This is a genomic window from Burkholderia sp. Ax-1724 (genome assembly GCF_011752995.1).
GTDB lineage: Bacteria > Pseudomonadota > Gammaproteobacteria > Burkholderiales > Burkholderiaceae > Paraburkholderia.
In genome coordinates, this window is record NZ_VWWL01000015.1 from 15,595 (window position 1) to 30,776 (window position 15,182).

The 15,182-nt window shown below is 67.9% G+C and carries 17 protein-coding genes; 7 read left to right on the forward strand and 10 right to left on the reverse strand.

All coding sequences use genetic code 11. The features are described 5' to 3' along the window. Nucleotides 1-50 precede the first annotated feature (50 nt). The 10 genes from F3J19_RS18515 to F3J19_RS18560 all read right to left on the reverse strand — a co-directional run bounded on the left by F3J19_RS18515 (nt 51) and on the right by F3J19_RS18560 (nt 7,518). The gene (locus tag F3J19_RS18515; RefSeq protein ID WP_167044039.1) at nt 51-584 is read right to left on the reverse strand and encodes a hypothetical protein; all 534 of its coding nucleotides are present in this window, start codon (nt 582-584) and stop codon (nt 51-53) included. A gap of 132 nt (nt 585-716) precedes the next feature. After that, on the reverse strand, nt 717-1,106 hold the full coding sequence (locus F3J19_RS18520) for an HrpB1 family type III secretion system apparatus protein (protein WP_167044042.1): 390 nt from the start codon (nt 1,104-1,106) through the stop codon (nt 717-719). A gap of 53 nt (nt 1,107-1,159) precedes the next feature. Then, nucleotides 1,160-1,966, reverse strand: a complete 807-nt coding sequence (gene sctT / locus F3J19_RS18525) for a type III secretion system export apparatus subunit SctT (RefSeq protein ID WP_167044045.1) — start codon at nt 1,964-1,966, stop codon at nt 1,160-1,162. A 65-nt stretch (nt 1,967-2,031) separates the two neighbouring features. Next, nucleotides 2,032-2,517 (reverse strand): type III secretion system protein, encoded by a 486-nt coding sequence (locus tag F3J19_RS18530; protein WP_167044048.1) that lies wholly within the window; start codon nt 2,515-2,517, stop codon nt 2,032-2,034. Between the two features lie 37 nt (nt 2,518-2,554). Further along, nucleotides 2,555-3,856, reverse strand: a complete 1,302-nt coding sequence (sctN, locus tag F3J19_RS18535) for a type III secretion system ATPase SctN (protein ID WP_240159078.1) — start codon at nt 3,854-3,856, stop codon at nt 2,555-2,557. Between the two features lie 112 nt (nt 3,857-3,968). Continuing rightward, the gene (sctL, locus tag F3J19_RS18540) at nt 3,969-5,036 is read right to left on the reverse strand and encodes a type III secretion system stator protein SctL (RefSeq protein WP_205192999.1); all 1,068 of its coding nucleotides are present in this window, start codon (nt 5,034-5,036) and stop codon (nt 3,969-3,971) included. Further along, nucleotides 5,030-5,767 carry a type III secretion protein HrpB4 gene (locus tag F3J19_RS18545; protein ID WP_167044054.1) on the reverse strand — a complete coding sequence of 246 codons (738 nt, stop codon included), beginning with the start codon at nt 5,765-5,767 and terminating at the stop codon, nt 5,030-5,032. The genes sctL and F3J19_RS18545 overlap by 7 nt, the downstream gene beginning before the upstream one ends. A 25-nt stretch (nt 5,768-5,792) precedes the next feature. Then, nucleotides 5,793-6,569: a type III secretion inner membrane ring lipoprotein SctJ gene (gene sctJ, locus F3J19_RS18550; RefSeq protein ID WP_167044057.1), complete on the reverse strand. Its 777-nt coding sequence runs from the start codon at nt 6,567-6,569 to the stop codon at nt 5,793-5,795. 13 nt (nt 6,570-6,582) lie between these two features. Further along, nucleotides 6,583-6,978 carry a serine kinase gene (locus tag F3J19_RS18555; protein WP_167044060.1) on the reverse strand — a complete coding sequence of 132 codons (396 nt, stop codon included), beginning with the start codon at nt 6,976-6,978 and terminating at the stop codon, nt 6,583-6,585. Between the two features lie 24 nt (nt 6,979-7,002). Continuing rightward, nucleotides 7,003-7,518: an HrpB1 family type III secretion system apparatus protein gene (locus F3J19_RS18560; RefSeq protein ID WP_345891052.1), complete on the reverse strand. Its 516-nt coding sequence runs from the start codon at nt 7,516-7,518 to the stop codon at nt 7,003-7,005. A gap of 394 nt (nt 7,519-7,912) precedes the next feature. On the opposite strand from F3J19_RS18560, the gene sctU reads away from it, so the two are divergent. The 7 genes from sctU to F3J19_RS18595 are packed head-to-tail and all read left to right on the forward strand — an operon-like array spanning nt 7,913 to nt 15,126. After that, nucleotides 7,913-8,974, forward strand: a complete 1,062-nt coding sequence (gene sctU, locus F3J19_RS18565) for a type III secretion system export apparatus subunit SctU (RefSeq protein WP_167044065.1) — start codon at nt 7,913-7,915, stop codon at nt 8,972-8,974. 2 nt (nt 8,975-8,976) lie between these two features. Next, on the forward strand, nt 8,977-10,977 hold the full coding sequence (sctV, locus tag F3J19_RS18570) for a type III secretion system export apparatus subunit SctV (RefSeq protein WP_167044070.1): 2,001 nt from the start codon (nt 8,977-8,979) through the stop codon (nt 10,975-10,977). 16 nt (nt 10,978-10,993) lie between these two features. Beyond that, nucleotides 10,994-11,965: a type III secretion system protein SctP gene (sctP, locus tag F3J19_RS18575; protein ID WP_167044073.1), complete on the forward strand. Its 972-nt coding sequence runs from the start codon at nt 10,994-10,996 to the stop codon at nt 11,963-11,965. 6 nt (nt 11,966-11,971) lie between these two features. Then, complete coding sequence (sctQ, locus tag F3J19_RS18580) at nt 11,972-13,081, forward strand: type III secretion system cytoplasmic ring protein SctQ (protein WP_167044076.1); 1,110 nt, start codon at nt 11,972-11,974, stop codon at nt 13,079-13,081. Continuing rightward, nucleotides 13,068-13,724 carry a type III secretion system export apparatus subunit SctR gene (gene sctR, locus F3J19_RS18585; protein WP_167044079.1) on the forward strand — a complete coding sequence of 219 codons (657 nt, stop codon included), beginning with the start codon at nt 13,068-13,070 and terminating at the stop codon, nt 13,722-13,724. The genes sctQ and sctR overlap by 14 nt, the downstream gene beginning before the upstream one ends. Nucleotides 13,725-13,732: 8 nt before the next feature. Beyond that, a complete protein-coding gene (sctS, locus tag F3J19_RS18590; RefSeq protein WP_167044082.1) occupies nt 13,733-13,996 on the forward strand; it encodes a type III secretion system export apparatus subunit SctS in 264 nt (87 codons plus the stop codon). Further along, complete coding sequence (locus F3J19_RS18595) at nt 13,993-15,126, forward strand: helicase (RefSeq protein WP_167044085.1); 1,134 nt, start codon at nt 13,993-13,995, stop codon at nt 15,124-15,126. The genes sctS and F3J19_RS18595 overlap by 4 nt, the downstream gene beginning before the upstream one ends. The last annotated feature ends 56 nt before the right edge of the window (nt 15,127-15,182 follow it).

Genomic DNA, 15,182 nt, shown 5'->3' on the forward strand with positions numbered 1-15,182 from the left:
TCGCGAACCCGTTGAACCTCGTGGCCCGACGAACGGCGTCACGGCCTGGCTCATCCTTCGAACTGGGCCTCGGCGCTTTGCATCGTCAGTTCCTTGCCGGCATGCAGCATCACCTGTCCGGTGCCGCCGGCGATCTCGGCCTCGCCCGCGCCAGGCACGAACAGCAGGGCGGCCGGCGCCACGTTGCCCAATCCCTGCGCGATCTCGCCGACGTTGCCGGTCACGATGCCGCCGCCGATCTGCGAGGCGCCGTCGATGCCGTCGTTCACGATGTTGGTAGCGCTATTGAACGTGCCGTCGACGAAGTTCTGCGCAGACGGGCCGGCCACGGCGGACAACGCGATGCCGAGCGGCAGCGTGTTCATCGCCAGGTCAACCGAGCCGTCCGCGGTTTCGGCGACGCCGCTGACCGTCTGCTTAAGGCCCGATTCGAATTCGTTCGCCCCCGATTTCATCAGGTCCGGATTGACGGTCAGCGCACCGCCGACCACCTTGAAGGCGCCGCCGACGTCCTTGCCGATACCTTCGAATGTATGTTTGATGCCGTCGCCGATTTTCTCGAAGGCATGTTTGATTCCGCTCATGACGAATTCCCCTGATAGTGTGAAATGCATGTGGTCCAGATCACACGATGCCCTCCTTCGCGGCGCGACGCCGGACGAACGCGAAGCACGGAGTGCCGATGCGAAGCGTGGAACTCCCGCGCCGCGAAGCAGTTACCGCAGCGTGACGTCCGGCGCCAACAGCAGCGCCTGCGCGATTCGTGTCGCCATCGGCTCGTCGTCCCGGTACGCGGCCGCATACGCGTAGGTGCGCCACGTCGGGTCGCCGAGTGCGTACAGACAGACGGCGGTCAGCGCGATACCGCGCGAAGGCAGCTGGCCCGCGCGCTCGACCTGCCGCAGCTCGCGCAGTGCCTCGCTCCACGCGCGTGCACGCACGTGGAGCGAGGCGAGCACGACCCGGGCGCCATCGTGATCCGGCCGCATCACGGCAACCGCATCGAGCAGATCCCGCACGTCCGCCGGCGTGCCGAGCGTGGTGCCTGCCCACAGCACGCCGACCATGCCCGACAGGACCCTGTCGTGCTCCGTCGTTGCCGTCATCGCCCACCTTCCGTCTCCGCGCGCGTTCGATTCCGGGTCCACGTTCCGCCGCGTCATTTGGCGCCCGCCAATGCTTTTGCTTCGACTCCGACGTTCGCGAGCGTCAACTGGTCGCGCACCTGATCGATGAAGATGCCGGCCAGCAGCGCGAGCATCAGGATCGTCAGCCCGCCCTTCAACGGCTGCGCGAGCGAATGCAGATCGAGCTTCTGCGACACCTTGCCGGTGAAGCCGAAGCCGATGTCGATCAGCAATAGCAGCACCATCATCGGCGTCGCGAGCTTCGCGACCGTCTCCATCAGCGAGTCGGTTTTCATCAGCACGAACGACTCGATAACCTTCGTGCTCGCCGGCGTCAGATCCTGGATCGGCCACCACGTGTATGAGTCGTAGACTGCGCCGAGCAGGAACGTCATTCCGCCGAGAGTCCAGAATGCGGTGATCGCGAACAGGCTCAGCAGCGTCGAGGTCAGCGACGTCTGCTGCCCCTGGCTTGGGTTCTGCATCTGGACCTGGTTGAAACCCGTCAGATCGTCGACGTAGGTGCCGACGGCTTCGGCCGCCCAGAACACGCTCGACGCCGCGAAACCGAGCACGACGCCGATCAGCGCTTCCTTCAGGCCAACGGCGACGAGGATCATCGAATCGCCCTGCTCCAGCAGGCCGCGCTGGCCGTATGCGACGAAGCCGCCCCACAGCAGCGCGAGCGCGGTGCGCACGCGGCCCTGCACGACGCTGTCCGAGGTCGGCGGGAACATCATCAGCAGCACCATCAGCCGTTCGCTGCACAGGCCGAGGATGATCATGTAGCGGACCAGCTGGTGGCTGGACTCGATCGATGCGTAAGTAATATCGCTCATGGCGGATCAGGTTCGGGAAGGCGCCGGGCGCGGCGCGGGGCAAGGCTTGGGGAGCGAATCAGAAATCAGAACAGCAGCTGAGGCCGCCGCGTTTCAGATACTTCGTCATCCTGCGAATCCTCAATCTCCCGTTCCCGCTTCTTGATGAGCGCCTCGCGGCGCTTCGCATAGATTTCGATCCGCGCGCGGTTGCGCAGGATCTGGGTGCGCGCGTCGCCGATCTGCGCCTCTTTCGCGTCGAGCGCCGCGCGTGCCTGACTGGCCTGCGCTTCCAGCGCCGCGTGATGCTCGGCCGCATGCGAACGGAAATCGCGCAGCTTCAGCAGATCGTCGGCGCGAAATCGCGTACCACCAAGCATCGTGTCGATCTTGCCGTCCTGGTTCGCGAGTTCCGCCGCCTGCGCATCGGCCGCACCGCGCCGCTCGTCGAGCGCGCCGGCGAGCGCCTGCGATTCGCCGCGCAGCCCCGTCAGAGCCGAATTCAGCTTGCGGTCCAGCTTGCGCCGCCGCGACAGCACCCGCTCGAATGCCACGACCTGTCTGTCCTTCATCGTCGTCTCCCAATCGTCCGTATCACCGTTTGCCCGCTTACGATTGCACCAGATCGAACAGCATCGCGATCGTGTCGCCCGGATCGACGAGATCGTCCGTCGCCTGGCCGAGGAACGCGCGGATCGCGTCGATCTTCGCGATCGCCTCGTCGGCGAGCGGATCGGTGCCCGCCTGATACTCGCCGACCTGCAGCAATAGTTCGACTTCCTTATGTTTCGCCATCAGCCGGCGGATATGTCCCGCCGCCGCGACGTGGTCGCGCCCGACGATCTGCGTCATCACGCGCGACAGGCTGCCGAGCACGTCGATTGCCGGGTAGCGGTTCTGCGCGGCGATCTCGCGCGACAGGATCATGTGGCCGTCGAGAATCCCGCGTACTTCCTCGGCAATCGGGTCGCCGCCCGATTCGTCCTCGGCGAGCACCGTATAGAGCGCCGTGATCGAGCCGTGCTTCGAGCGGCCGGCGCGTTCGAGCAGGCGCGGCAGCTCGGCGAAGATCGACGGCGGAAAGCCCCGCCGCGTCGGCGGCTCGCCCATCGCGAGGCCGATCTCGCGCTGCGCGCGCGCGAAGCGGGTCAGCGAATCCATCATCAGCAGCACACGCATTCCGCGGTCGCGGAAATACTCGGCGACCGCGGTGGCCGCGTACGCGGCTTTCGCGCGCTCGATCGACGAGCGGTCGGATGTCGCGCAGACCACCACCGAGCGCGCCATGCCCTCCTCGCCGAGAATATCCTCGACGAACTCGCGCACTTCCCGGCCGCGCTCGCCGATCAGCGCGATCACGTTGATGTCGCAGCGCGCGCCGCGTGCGAACATGCCCATCAACGTGCTCTTGCCGACACCGGCCGGCGCGAAAATGCCCATGCGCTGCCCCTCGGCGAGCGTCATCATGCCGTCGACGACGCGCACGCCGGTCGGCATCGGCGTGTCGATCACCGGGCGCGACATCGGATCGGGCGGATCGGCGATCACCGGCTGCCACTCGTCGCAGTCGAGTTCGCCCTTGCCGTCGATCGGCTCGCCGAGGCTGTCGATCACGCGGCCGAGCAGCCCGTTGCCGATCCGCAGCGACAGCGGACGCTTGAGGCCGATCACGCGGGTCGCGCGCGACACGTTGCCGAGCCGCCCGAACGGCGACAGCAGCGCGGTGTCGCGGGAGAAGCCGACCACCTCGGCGCGCTGCAACAGTTCGCCTTCCGGCGAACGCAGCTCGCACAGCTCGCCGAGCGTCACATCGAGGCCCGCCACGCGCACCAGCGTGCCGATCACTTCCTGCACCTTGCCGCACGCGACCGACGCGGGGCTCGCGCGCAGTTCACGCTCGATCGCGTTCATCAGATTCGAAAAGCCGCCGCCGGCGTCGTTCCAGCCATCGGTGCCGTCGGTTGCGTCGCGCAGGTCGTCGGTATCGTCAATCATGTTTCGGATTCCTGTTCAGGGTCTCGCGTCACGCAGCCAGCGTCGCGTCCTCGGTCTGGCCGTCGTCGTCATAGGTGCCGTCCGGCGCGGCGTGATCGTGATACGTGGTCGCTTCGTCGGGCAAGTCGGCGGCGTCGAACCCGGCGTAGTGGTTGTCGTGTGCGTCTTCATGGCCGTACGCGTCGTTGTGGTCTTGCGCGTCTTCGTTGTCGTACGCGCCTTCGTTACCGTATGCGTTGTTGTCGTGCGTGTCGCCAACGCCGGAGTGTTCGTCATCACCACCGTGATCGTCGCCGATACCGTTACCGCCGCCATTGCGCTCGCCGTCACCCCGCCCCGCCATTGGCTGCCCGCCGTTTGCCTCAACCGGTTCGTCTTCGAATTCCGACTCGGGCACACTCCGCACCGCGCGGGCCAGCGCGCCGCGCATCGCGGCGAGTTGCAGCGGCAGGCTCGCGTCGAGCGCGCCGAGATCGGTTTCGATCACGCACGCGCCCCGTTCGAGTGTCGCGTCGCCGCGCGCCAGCAGCCGCACCGCGATGCCGGCCTCGCGCCAGCCACGAGCGGCGGCGTCGAACGCGGCGGTTGCGGCCGCGAGATCGGCCGGATGCACGGCGAACTGAACTGGGCTGCCGTCCGCGACGATCTGCTCGACCGACTTCGCAGCACGCGCGAACAGCTCGGCCGGATCGGCGGAGGCGACGATCTGCTCGACCGCGAGCGAAACCAGCTGCGCGAGCCGGTCGCGGCGGCGGCGGCCAATCGTCTGCGCGGCGGCGTGCGAGCGCAGCGCGCGCTCCTGCCAGTCGGACAGCCCCTGCGCGAAGCCGTCGTCGTAACCGCGCGCGGCGGCACCGTCGTATTCGTGCTGCGCGGCCGCGCGGATCGCGTCCGCCTCGGCCTGCGCCGCGTCGACGATCGCCTGCGCTTCGGCGCGCGCGGCCTCGAGTGCCTCGTCGCGCAGCCGGTTCAGGTCGACGCACTCGGCATCGACCTCGACGAGCGTCGCCAGATCGCCGGCGCGCAGCACGTCGTCATCGGCGCCGACGCCGAACCCGGCGCCCTCGGCGCGCGGATTGCGTAACCAGATCACCATGACCACTCCGGAAACAGGTTGGGCAGTTGCGCGACGATCGAGCGGCTCGGCCTGCCGTCCGGCATCACGGCGAGCGAGCGCGGTGCCGCGTACTCGGCGAGCGCCGGCAGCGCGAGCTGCATCAGCGCGAGCGGGCCGTCGGGCGTCCAGTTGCATTCGCGCTCGAACAGGCGAAAGCCGAGCCAGGCGAGCGCGTCGCCATCGGCCGCCGTCAGCGGTGCCCGGCGCGCCAGCGGCGTAATGCCTGCCGCGAGCGCGCGGTGCGGCCCGAGCAGCAGCTTCACGCCGCGCGCGCCGATCCATTCGCCGAGCAGGTTGCGGCGCGGCCGGTCGATCCATGCGCGCACCTCGTCGATGCGGTCGAGCAGCGCGCGCAGCCGGAACACCGAGAGGCATTCGGCCGGCGGCAGCAGCGCGAGCGCGGCGCCCGGCGCGCCGAACAATGCGAGCGCCGGCGCCGGCATTCCGGCCGCGGCAAGCCAGGCTTCGGCGAGCGCGCCCGTCTCGCGCGCGCTCCGGCCGCGCAGGCAATCTGCATAAGGCACCGCCGCGAGCCGCTGCGGATGCATCCAGTCGAACAGCGCGCGGCGGCGGCGATGATGCTCGACGAGCCTGGCCGCCAGCACGGCGGGCGTGTCGCTGGCCGCCGCGTCCTCGCTCACCGTGGGACGCGCATCAGCAGCGCCAGCCTCGGTTGCGGCGGCGTCCGGCGGGGCGTCGAGGGCATTCATGTCCGTCACGCTCGCGCGTCCTTCGTCACGCCGGACTCTTGCGCAGGCGCTGCCGCAGCTTCGACAGCAGCTGGTTCGCGTTGCCGCGCACCAGCACGATCGCGCCCGCGATCATCAGCAATACGATGCCGAGCGCCCCGCCCGCGATCATCAGCGAGCCGTCGCGCCGCTGCGCCTTCGCTTCGAGGTCGATCGCATCGGCCGGCACCGACGTGACGCTGACCTGGTCGTAGGTCAGCCCCTCGATGCTGTGCACGACGAGATTCTTGATCGCCGGAATCAGCGTCTCGACGCTCGCATCCGGCCGGTACTTGATGAACACCGCAGCGGACGACGGCTTCACCGACTGCGCGAGCGGGTCGTTGTTCGGCAGCACGATCTGCACGCGGGCGACCACCACGCCGTCGATCTTCGAGAGCGTGTCGTCGAGTTCCTGAGACAGGCCGTAGATGAAGCGCACGCGTTCTTCGGTCGGCGTCGACACCATGCCGTCCTTCTTGAACAGCGCGCCGAGATCGTCGAACTTCTTGCGCGGCAGGCCGCGCGCGCGCAGCACTTCCATCGCGTGGACCATCTCCTTGTCGCCGACCGTCACCGACCAGGTCTTGCCGGAATCGGGTGTCGTCTTCTCCGCGTCGACGCCGTACTGCTGGAGCGCGGCGACCATTTCGTTGCAGTCGGTTTCGGAGAGCTGCCCGTACAGCTCCTGCTTGCAGCCGGCGAGCGCCAGCAGCACGACGGCGGCGGCCAGCGGACGGCGCCAGCGCGCGAACGCGCGGCTCGGGTTGAGGATCGAGGCCATGTTGGTCGCCATCTCACTGGTTCTTCATCAGGGTCTGGACCGCGTCTTTCGACGACTGCACGGTCGCCATCTTGACCTGCAGGTCCATGTTGAGGCTCGCGATCTCGAGCTGGACCGTCATGTCGGCGGACGCGAGATGCTGCATCGACAGCGTGCTCGCGTGCTGGGACATGTACAGCACGTCGTTCGGCACCGCGTGGTAGTAATCGGCCTGCTCCTTGACGGCTTTCGTCACGATGTCCGTGTGCCCGATCTGATGCACCTCGGGCACGGCGTGCGGCGTCGGGTTCGCCATCATGGCCTGAAACTTGTCGACGAGCGCCTGCGGTGCCGCGGCCGGTTGCGGCGCGGTGGCCTCGGTCAGGTGCGAGAGTTCGTGCTGGAATTGCGCGGCGGTGATCATGCTCATGTCGCTTCTCCGGTCGGGGTGCGGTCAGATCCGCATGTAGTGCATCGTCATCAGCATGTCGTTGGCCGACGGCGGCTGGGGCTGCGCCGCGGCGCTGTCCCCCGCCGTCGCCTCGTCATCGAGCGCGCGCGCCGACTCCGGCGCGACGAAGCGCCCGGTCCGCCGCGCATCCGCCGCGGCGTGTTTCAGGTCATCCCCTGCCAGTAACAGCTTCGCGAGCCGCGTCACGTCCGGGTCGCTCTCGTCCTCGATGATCCTGCGCGCCTCGTCCTGCCAGCCGAATTCATCGCGCGCCTTCAGGCACTTGAGCAGCATGCCCCGGCTCTCCGGCAGGCAGGCCGAGCGCTCGACCAGATAGCGGAACAGCTCTTCCGCCTCGCTCCATTCGTCGCGCAGCATGTGCAGCCAGCCGTCGAAGAACGAGAAGTCGACGTTGTCCGGACGCAGCAGATGCAACATCGCGACGAGATGCTCGATGTCCTCGATGTCGACTCCGGTCCGCGTCCCGCTGTTCGCGAATGCGGCGCCCGTCAGATCCACGATCGCGCCGACGACTGCCGGCGGCCATGACGACCGATCCTTCATAACGTCCATCCGTTTTCCCCAAAAGGCAATCTGATCCGATTCAGTGCGCCATCCACGCGCCCTCTGTTGGCGCTACGTTACGCAAGCCCGGGTATGCGACATGGGTGCCGCACGAAGTCGTACCGCGAATTACGAAGCGGCGCCCGTCCGATCCGCACTCGCGACGACCAGGCAGCGGCCCGAACCGCTGCGCCCCGGCGGCGGGGCCGCGCCGTGAAGGGGGCGGCGCTTCGCGCGCGCCGTCGGGACTTCGCATTCGCGCGCATGCTGCCGCCCGCGCGCCGCTAACGTGGCGTGACGGATGCCCGCCTCCCGCGGCGCGCCGTTCAGAAGCGCGAAGGACGCCGTCATGAGTGACGATAAGACCGAAGAGCCCTCAGAGAAAAAACTGAGAGACGCTCGCGAGGAAGGCCAGGTTGCGAAGAGCACCGATCTCGTCGAGGTCGCCCCGCTCGGCGCGCTCCTGCTGACCTTCACCGCCGGCCAGCGCTACCTGACCGATTCGCTGCGCGCCGTCGTGAACGACGCGCTCGACTTCACGCACGGCGACAGAACGCTGCAGGACCTGTCGGTCACGCTCTCGGACATGGGCTTCCACGCCATCGGCCTGCTGTGCGGGATCGCCGCGATCGCTCTCGTGGCGGCGGTCCTCGCGCTCTTCCCGCAGGTGGGCTTCGTGATCTCGCTGAAGGCGGTGAACCCGAAGCTCGACGCGATCAGCCCGGCTTCCGGCCTCAAGAAGATCTTCGGCATGAACGCCCTCATCGATCTCGCGAAGATGACGGTCAAGGCGATCGTGCTGATGGCGGTGATGTGGTCGACCATCAAGTCGTCGATGCCGGTCGTCGCCAGCTCGCTCGACGAAACGCTGGCGCGCCTGATCGAAGTGCTGTGGTCGGTGGTGACGCACCTCGTGACGGTCGCGCTCGGCGTGTTCATCGTGATCGGCGCGGTCGACTACAAGCTCCAGCACTGGCAGTTCATCCGCAAGAACCGCATGTCCAAGGACGAGGTCAAGCGCGAGCACAAGGACAGCGAAGGCAACCAGGAAGTCAAGGGCGAGCGCAAGCGGATAGCGCGCGAAATGAGCCAGGAAGAACCGAAGCGCGGCGTCGGCCGCGCGAGCGTCGTCGTCGTCAACCCGGTGCACTACGCGGTCGCGCTGCGCTACGACCCGGTCGAGTGCCCGCTGCCCATCGTGATCGCGAAGGGGCTCGACGACGAGGCGCTGCTGCTGCGCCGCTACGCGACCGAAAGCGGCGTGCCGATCGTCGCCAATCCGCCCGTCGCGCGAATGCTGCACAAGGTGCCGGAGAAGCAGCCGGTGCCCGAGGAACTATTCGAGGTCGTCGCCGCGATCCTGAAATGGGTCGACGGCATCGGGACTCAACCCGCCAGAACGGAGAAGTGAACATGCCGAAGTCATTGAAACTGCCAGGCATCGGCGAAGCCGGCATCGCGATCCTGCTGGTCGCGATCGTCTCGCTGATGATCCTGCCGCTGCCGCCCGCCGTGATCGACGGACTGCTCGCGATCAACATCACGATCAGCGTCACGCTGCTGATGGTCACGATGTACGTGGGCCACATCGCGTCACTCTCGGCGTTTCCGTCGGTGCTGCTGTTCACGACGCTGTACCGGCTGTCGCTCAACATCGCCTCGACCAAGTCGATCCTGCTGCACGCCGACGCCGGCAACATCATCGAGAGCTTCGGCGAACTCGTGGTGGGTGGCAATCTGGTCGTCGGCCTGGTCGTGTTCGTCATCATCTCGGTCGTGCAGTTCATCGTGATCGCGAAGGGCTCGGAGCGGGTCGCCGAGGTCGGCGCGCGCTTCACGCTCGACGCGATGCCGGGCAAGCAGATGAGCATCGACGCGGACCTGCGCGCGAACATCCTGACTCCCGAGGAAGCGCGCAAGAAGCGCATGCGGCTCGCGATCGAAAGCCAGCTGCACGGCGGCATGGACGGTGCGATGAAGTTCGTCAAGGGCGACGCGATCGCGGGCCTGATGATTACGATGGTCAACATCATCGCCGGGATCGCGGTGGGGGTTGCCTATCACGGCATGTCGGCCGGCGACGCGGCGAACCGCTTCTCGGTGCTGTCGATCGGCGACGCGATGGTGTCGCAGATTCCGTCGCTGCTGATCTCGGTCGCGGCCGGCGTGATGATTACCCGCGTCGACGAGGGCAACGGCGATTCCGGCTCGTCGCTCGGCGAGGACATCAAACGCCAGTTCACGAGCAGCGCGCGTGCGCTGTATTTCGCGGCGCTGCTGCTGCTCGGCTTCGCGGCCGTGCCGGGCTTTCCGGCGCCGCTCTTCGTGCTGCTCTCGGGCACGCTCGCGTTCGTCGGCTACCGGCTGCAGAAGAACCAGGGCGGCCCGGCGAAGGGCGGCGGCAAGCCGGTCGGCGCGCTGCAGCGGGCCGGCGCGAAAGGCGATGCGCCGTCGATCCTGCCCCGCCCGCCCGCGTTCACCTGCCCGCTCGGCGTGCGGCTCGCGCCCGACGTCAGCGGCCGGCTCGCGGCCGATGCGCTCGACAAGGCGTTCGACACGCAGCGTGCGGCGCTGCAGGCCGAGGTCGGGCTGCCGTTCCCCGGCATCATGATGTGGACCGACCCGACGCTGCCGGACGATACCTACGAAGTCCTGATTTTCGACGTGCCGCACGGCCGCTCGACGCTCGCCGAATCGCTCGCGAACGCGAAGAACGCCGCCGCGGCCGGGAGTGACACGAAGAGCGACGCCAAGGCAAAGGACGCGGACGCGCCGACGCCGGAAGCACTGATCGCGGGGCACACGATCGGCCTGCTGCGCACCCATTCGCACCTGTTCCTCGGAATCCAGGAAGCGCAATGGATTCTCGACCAGTTGAACGAGGACTATCCGGGCCTCGTCAGCGAAGTGCAGAAGGCGCTACCGCTGCAGAAGATGGCCGACGTGCTGCGCCGGCTGCTCGAAGAGCAGGTGCCGATCCGCAATATCCGCAGCATCACCGAAAGCCTCATCACCTGGGGGCCGAAGGAGAAGGACATGCTGATGCTGACCGAGTACATCCGGATGGAACTCGGCCGGCTGATCGCCTACCGCGCGACGGGCGGCGGCACGCGCGACATGCCGGTGGTGCTGGTCGACGTGCAGGTCGAACAGCACATCCGCCAGTCGATCAAGCAGACGCCGACCGGCAACTTCCTCGCGCTGCCGCCCGACGAGATCAACCGGCTCGTCGCGAAGATCGCGGAGATCGTCGGCGAAGCGCCGCGCGCGCAGATCGCGCTGGTTGCGTCGATGGACATCCGGCGCTACGTGAAACGGATGATCGAGGCGCGCCTGAACTGGCTGCCGGTCTATTCGTACCAGGAGCTGGGCGCCCACGTCGACCTGCAGCCGGTCGGCCGGCTGACGATGTAACGGAGCCGGCGCCGACATGCATGCCCACTCCCCTCACCGGGTCCGCGTGATCGCGGACCCGTCCGCGCAGCCGGCGCACGACGCCGCGCCGCAGTCGGAACCGCTGCGCCGGCAGGCGGACCGGTTCCGGCAACTGCTGGCGAACGCAGCCGCCGAGGCAGCCGACGCGAACGCGGACGCGCTGTGCGAAACGGCCGACGCGTTCGAAGCTTCCGAGCCATCCAGTCCGGCGGACGACGCGCCGGAAACAACGGATGCCGGGCAGGAGCCGGCGGCCGAACCCGAGGCGTTCGCGTTTCTCCCGCCGCTGTACGACGAACAGCGGCATTCGCAGGAGCAGCAGTCGCGCGACGAATCGGGCGGTGAATCCGGCAGCGAATCGGGTGGCGGCCGGAACGAGCACGAGCGCGACGACGGCAAGCCGTTTTCCGGCGCTGCACGCGAAAGCCGAACCGGCGGCAACACCGGCGGCTTCGGTGCCTGGCCGCACAGTTCCGGCGTTGCCGCCGGCCCGGTCCGCGCGACCGGCAGCGGCAACGCTTCCGGCTCCCGCGCGAATCCAGGCGTCGTCGCGGCCGCGAGTCAGGCCGCAGGCTCCATCCATCACGCAGCGGCGCTCCATCACGCGCAAGCGACATCCCAGGCCGCGCCGCGCGCGACCGCGATCGAGGCACTCACGCCCGTCGGCGATGACGTCCGGCGCCTCGTCGGCTCGATCGTCGAACAGGTCGCCGACTTCTGCTCGAACCCGGCGGTGCGCGAGCGCGGCGACTGGCGCATCACCGTGCCGATCGATTCGGCGCAACTGCCGGGCTGCACGCTCCACGTCGCGCTTTCGCGTTTCGACTTGACGCTTCGCTTCGACACCACGGACGACGCCTCGCGACAGCTAATCTTGCGGCATCAGACAACGCTCGGCGACCAGCTGAAACAGATGATGCAGACGCGCTTCGACGCATCGCACGAGATCGAGATCATCGTCACGTAATCGCACATGGACACCAATCAATCGCACCCGATGCACCGTACGCCCGTCGCGGTCTCGCTCGATCCGGCACGTCTGCCCTCGCTCGCCGCCGCGACCGCGCGCCAGCACCGGCTCGCGGTCGACGAGCGGCTGGGCGCCGTGCTGTCGCATACGTTCGGCGTGACGGGCTGGTCGGTCGGGATGCGCAACGTCGTCGACGCGGCGCGCGCGGTCGTCGTGCGGCTGCGCTGGGGGATGCAGAGCGCGTCGCTACGCCTCGACTTCGCGCAGCACGCGGGGCTCGCGAGCCTGTTCGATGCGGACGGCGGCGCCCAGCCGGACAACCCGGCGCTGCGCCACGCGGTCGGCGCGCTGCTGCTCGCCCCGCTGGCGCGCGCGTTCGAGGCGTTCGGCATCGACGGCGTGGAGATCGCCGCGCTCGACCGCGCGCAGGAGGCGGGCCCCGGCCCGTGCTGTGCGCTCGCGTTCCGGCTCGGCGGCGAGCGTATCGACGCGACGCTCGAACAGATCGACGACGGCTGGCTCGACGCGCTGGAAGCCTTCGTCGCGCGGCAGTTCACGCCTTACGCGACGCACGTCAGCGGGATCGCCGTGCCGGGGCGCCTGACCATCGGCGAGAAGGCGATGAGCGTGACGAAGCTCGACTCGCTGCGCCCCGGCGACGTGCTGCTGCGCGCCGTTTCCGAACCCGTCGCCGCGCTGCTGCGACATGCCGCCGAAGCCGCGCGCGCGCAGGTGGTCTGGGGCCGCTACGGCACCCGCCAACTGCGCGTGCCGGTCGACCTCACCCAACAGACCATGACCCTGACCGAGGACCCCACCATGAGCCACGACACGCGCTTCAGCGCTCCTCTCACCGACTCGATCGACTCGCCGGTCGGCATCAGCGATCTCGATCTGCCGCTGAAGCTCGAGATCGACACGGTGTCGATGCCCGTCGCGCAACTGTCCGCGCTGCGCGCCGGCTACGTGCTGGAACTGCCGACCCAGGTGCCCGACGCGCGCGTGCGCCTCGTCACCTACGGGCAGACCATCGGCTTCGGCGAACTGGTCAGCGTCGGCGACCATCTCGGCGTGCGTCTTCTTCGACTGTCGAGCGGCCATGATTCAGTTTAACGATCTCACCGGGCTGCTGATCACCGTCGTCGCGATCAGCCTGATCCCCTTCGTTGCAATGGTGGCCACGTCGTACGCGAAGATCGTCGTCGTGCTCGGGCTGTTGCGCAACGCGCTCGGCGTGCAGCAGGTGCCGCCGAACATGGTGCTGAACGGCATCGCCGTGCTGGTCTCCGCGTACGTGATGGCGCCGATCGGCATCCAGGCCATGCAGACGATGCAGAACACCCACCGCGCGCCCGGCGCCGATTCGTCGACCATCGTGTTCGACGCGTTCGATGCCGCCAGGGAGCCGTTCCGGGGCTTCCTCAAGAAGCATGCGGGCGAACGCGAGAAACGCTTCTTCGTGCGCTCGGCAATGGTGATCTGGCCGAAGGAGATTGCCTCGAAGCTGCGCGAAGACGACCTGATCGTGCTCGCGCCGGCCTTCACGCTGACCGAGATGACCGACGCGTTCAAGATCGGCTTCCTGCTGTACATCGCGTTCGTCGTCGTCGATCTCGTGATCGCCAATGTGCTGATGGCGATGGGCCTGAGCCAGGTTCAGCCGACCAACGTCGCGATCCCGTTCAAGCTGTTGCTGTTCGTCGTGATGAGCGGCTGGTCGACGCTGATCCACGGACTCATCATGACCTACCGCTGAGGCATCTCATGGAAACCGATACGCTCATTCGCGTCACCACCGAAGGGCTGCTGCTGTGTCTGACCGTCTCGATGCCGGTCATCGTCGTCGCGGCGGTGTCGGGCCTCGCGATCTCGTTCGTGCAGGCGATCACCTCGCTGCAGGACCAGAGCATCTCGTACGCGGTGAAGCTCGTCGCGGTCGTCATCACCGTGCTCGTGACGGGCGCCTGGGGCTCCGCGTCGATCCTGCACTTCGCGAATGAAATCATCACGCTGGCGGTGCCGTCATGAGCTCGCGCATCCACGGCAACAACGGCCATTCGAACCATCAGGCCGATGAGCTTTCGCAGGAAGCGCATACCGAGCAGAAATTCGAAGCGGGCACCTTTACGCGCTTCAAGGTGCAGCGCGTAAAGATGCAGCGCGCGCGGATGCTGCACAACAAGATGGCGGCGGCGTTCTGGAAGGGCAAATCCTTCATGGGCGCGAACCGGCTGCCATCGCCGTCCGCGCAGAAATTTGCCAGGCTCGGCCAGCGGCCGCGCCCCGAATCGTCGGGCAAGTCGCATGCGAAGGACACCGAGATTCGCGAGCAGCCGGACGACGGATCGCAACTGAACCGGTACGAGCACGAGCACCGGCGCGACGACGATCCGCAGAAACAGCATCAGCATTCCCACCCGCACGAGCACGAGCGTGAACATGAACGCGAGCGCGACCGGGATCAGCAGCAGCCGAAGCAGGATCAGGGGCGCGAACACGAACGCGATCAGCAGCGCCAGGACCAGGAGCCGCGCCGCGAGCGGGACGACGGCCAGCCGCAGCAGCAACAGCAGGGGCAGCCCGACGGCCGCCAGCCGCGGCGCGACGGCGACAAGCGGGAACGCTCGACGCGCATCCAGGCGGCGAAAGTAGGCAAGATGCGGCCGGTGCGGTTGCAGGCGCTCGCGAGCCCGATGCAACTGCTCGCAAAGGAGAAGATCGGCTCGCCCGATCTGCCGTCGCGGCTCGCGGCCGACGGTACGCGCGCGGCGCTCGATCTGCTCTCGCAGATTCCGCACGACGGGCCGCTGCTGCTCGTGCCCTACCTGCTCCAGATGATGTCGCCGCTCAGCATGGTCAGGCGCCGTCAGCCGGCGCGGCTGCAGTCGTACCACAACGCATCGCTCGCCTACGCGCCCGCCGTGTCGCCGAAGCCCGCGGTGACGGCGAAGCTGCATGCGCTGTCGCTCGACACGGCGCTCGCGCGGCGCGACGCCGGCGTCGACTACAACGACGACGAGCAGTCGCTCGCCATGATCCGGCAGCGGATTCTCGACGCCGTCGGCGTCGCGCAATCGACGGCGGACGGCACGCCGGCCGCTTCGGATACGACGCTGCAAGTTCGCATGCCGCCCGCTGCGCCGGAGGCGAAAACCTAAACTGGATTCGACGGTTGCGGCCGCTAACAGCGGCGAAAACGACGGCCGCACCCTTC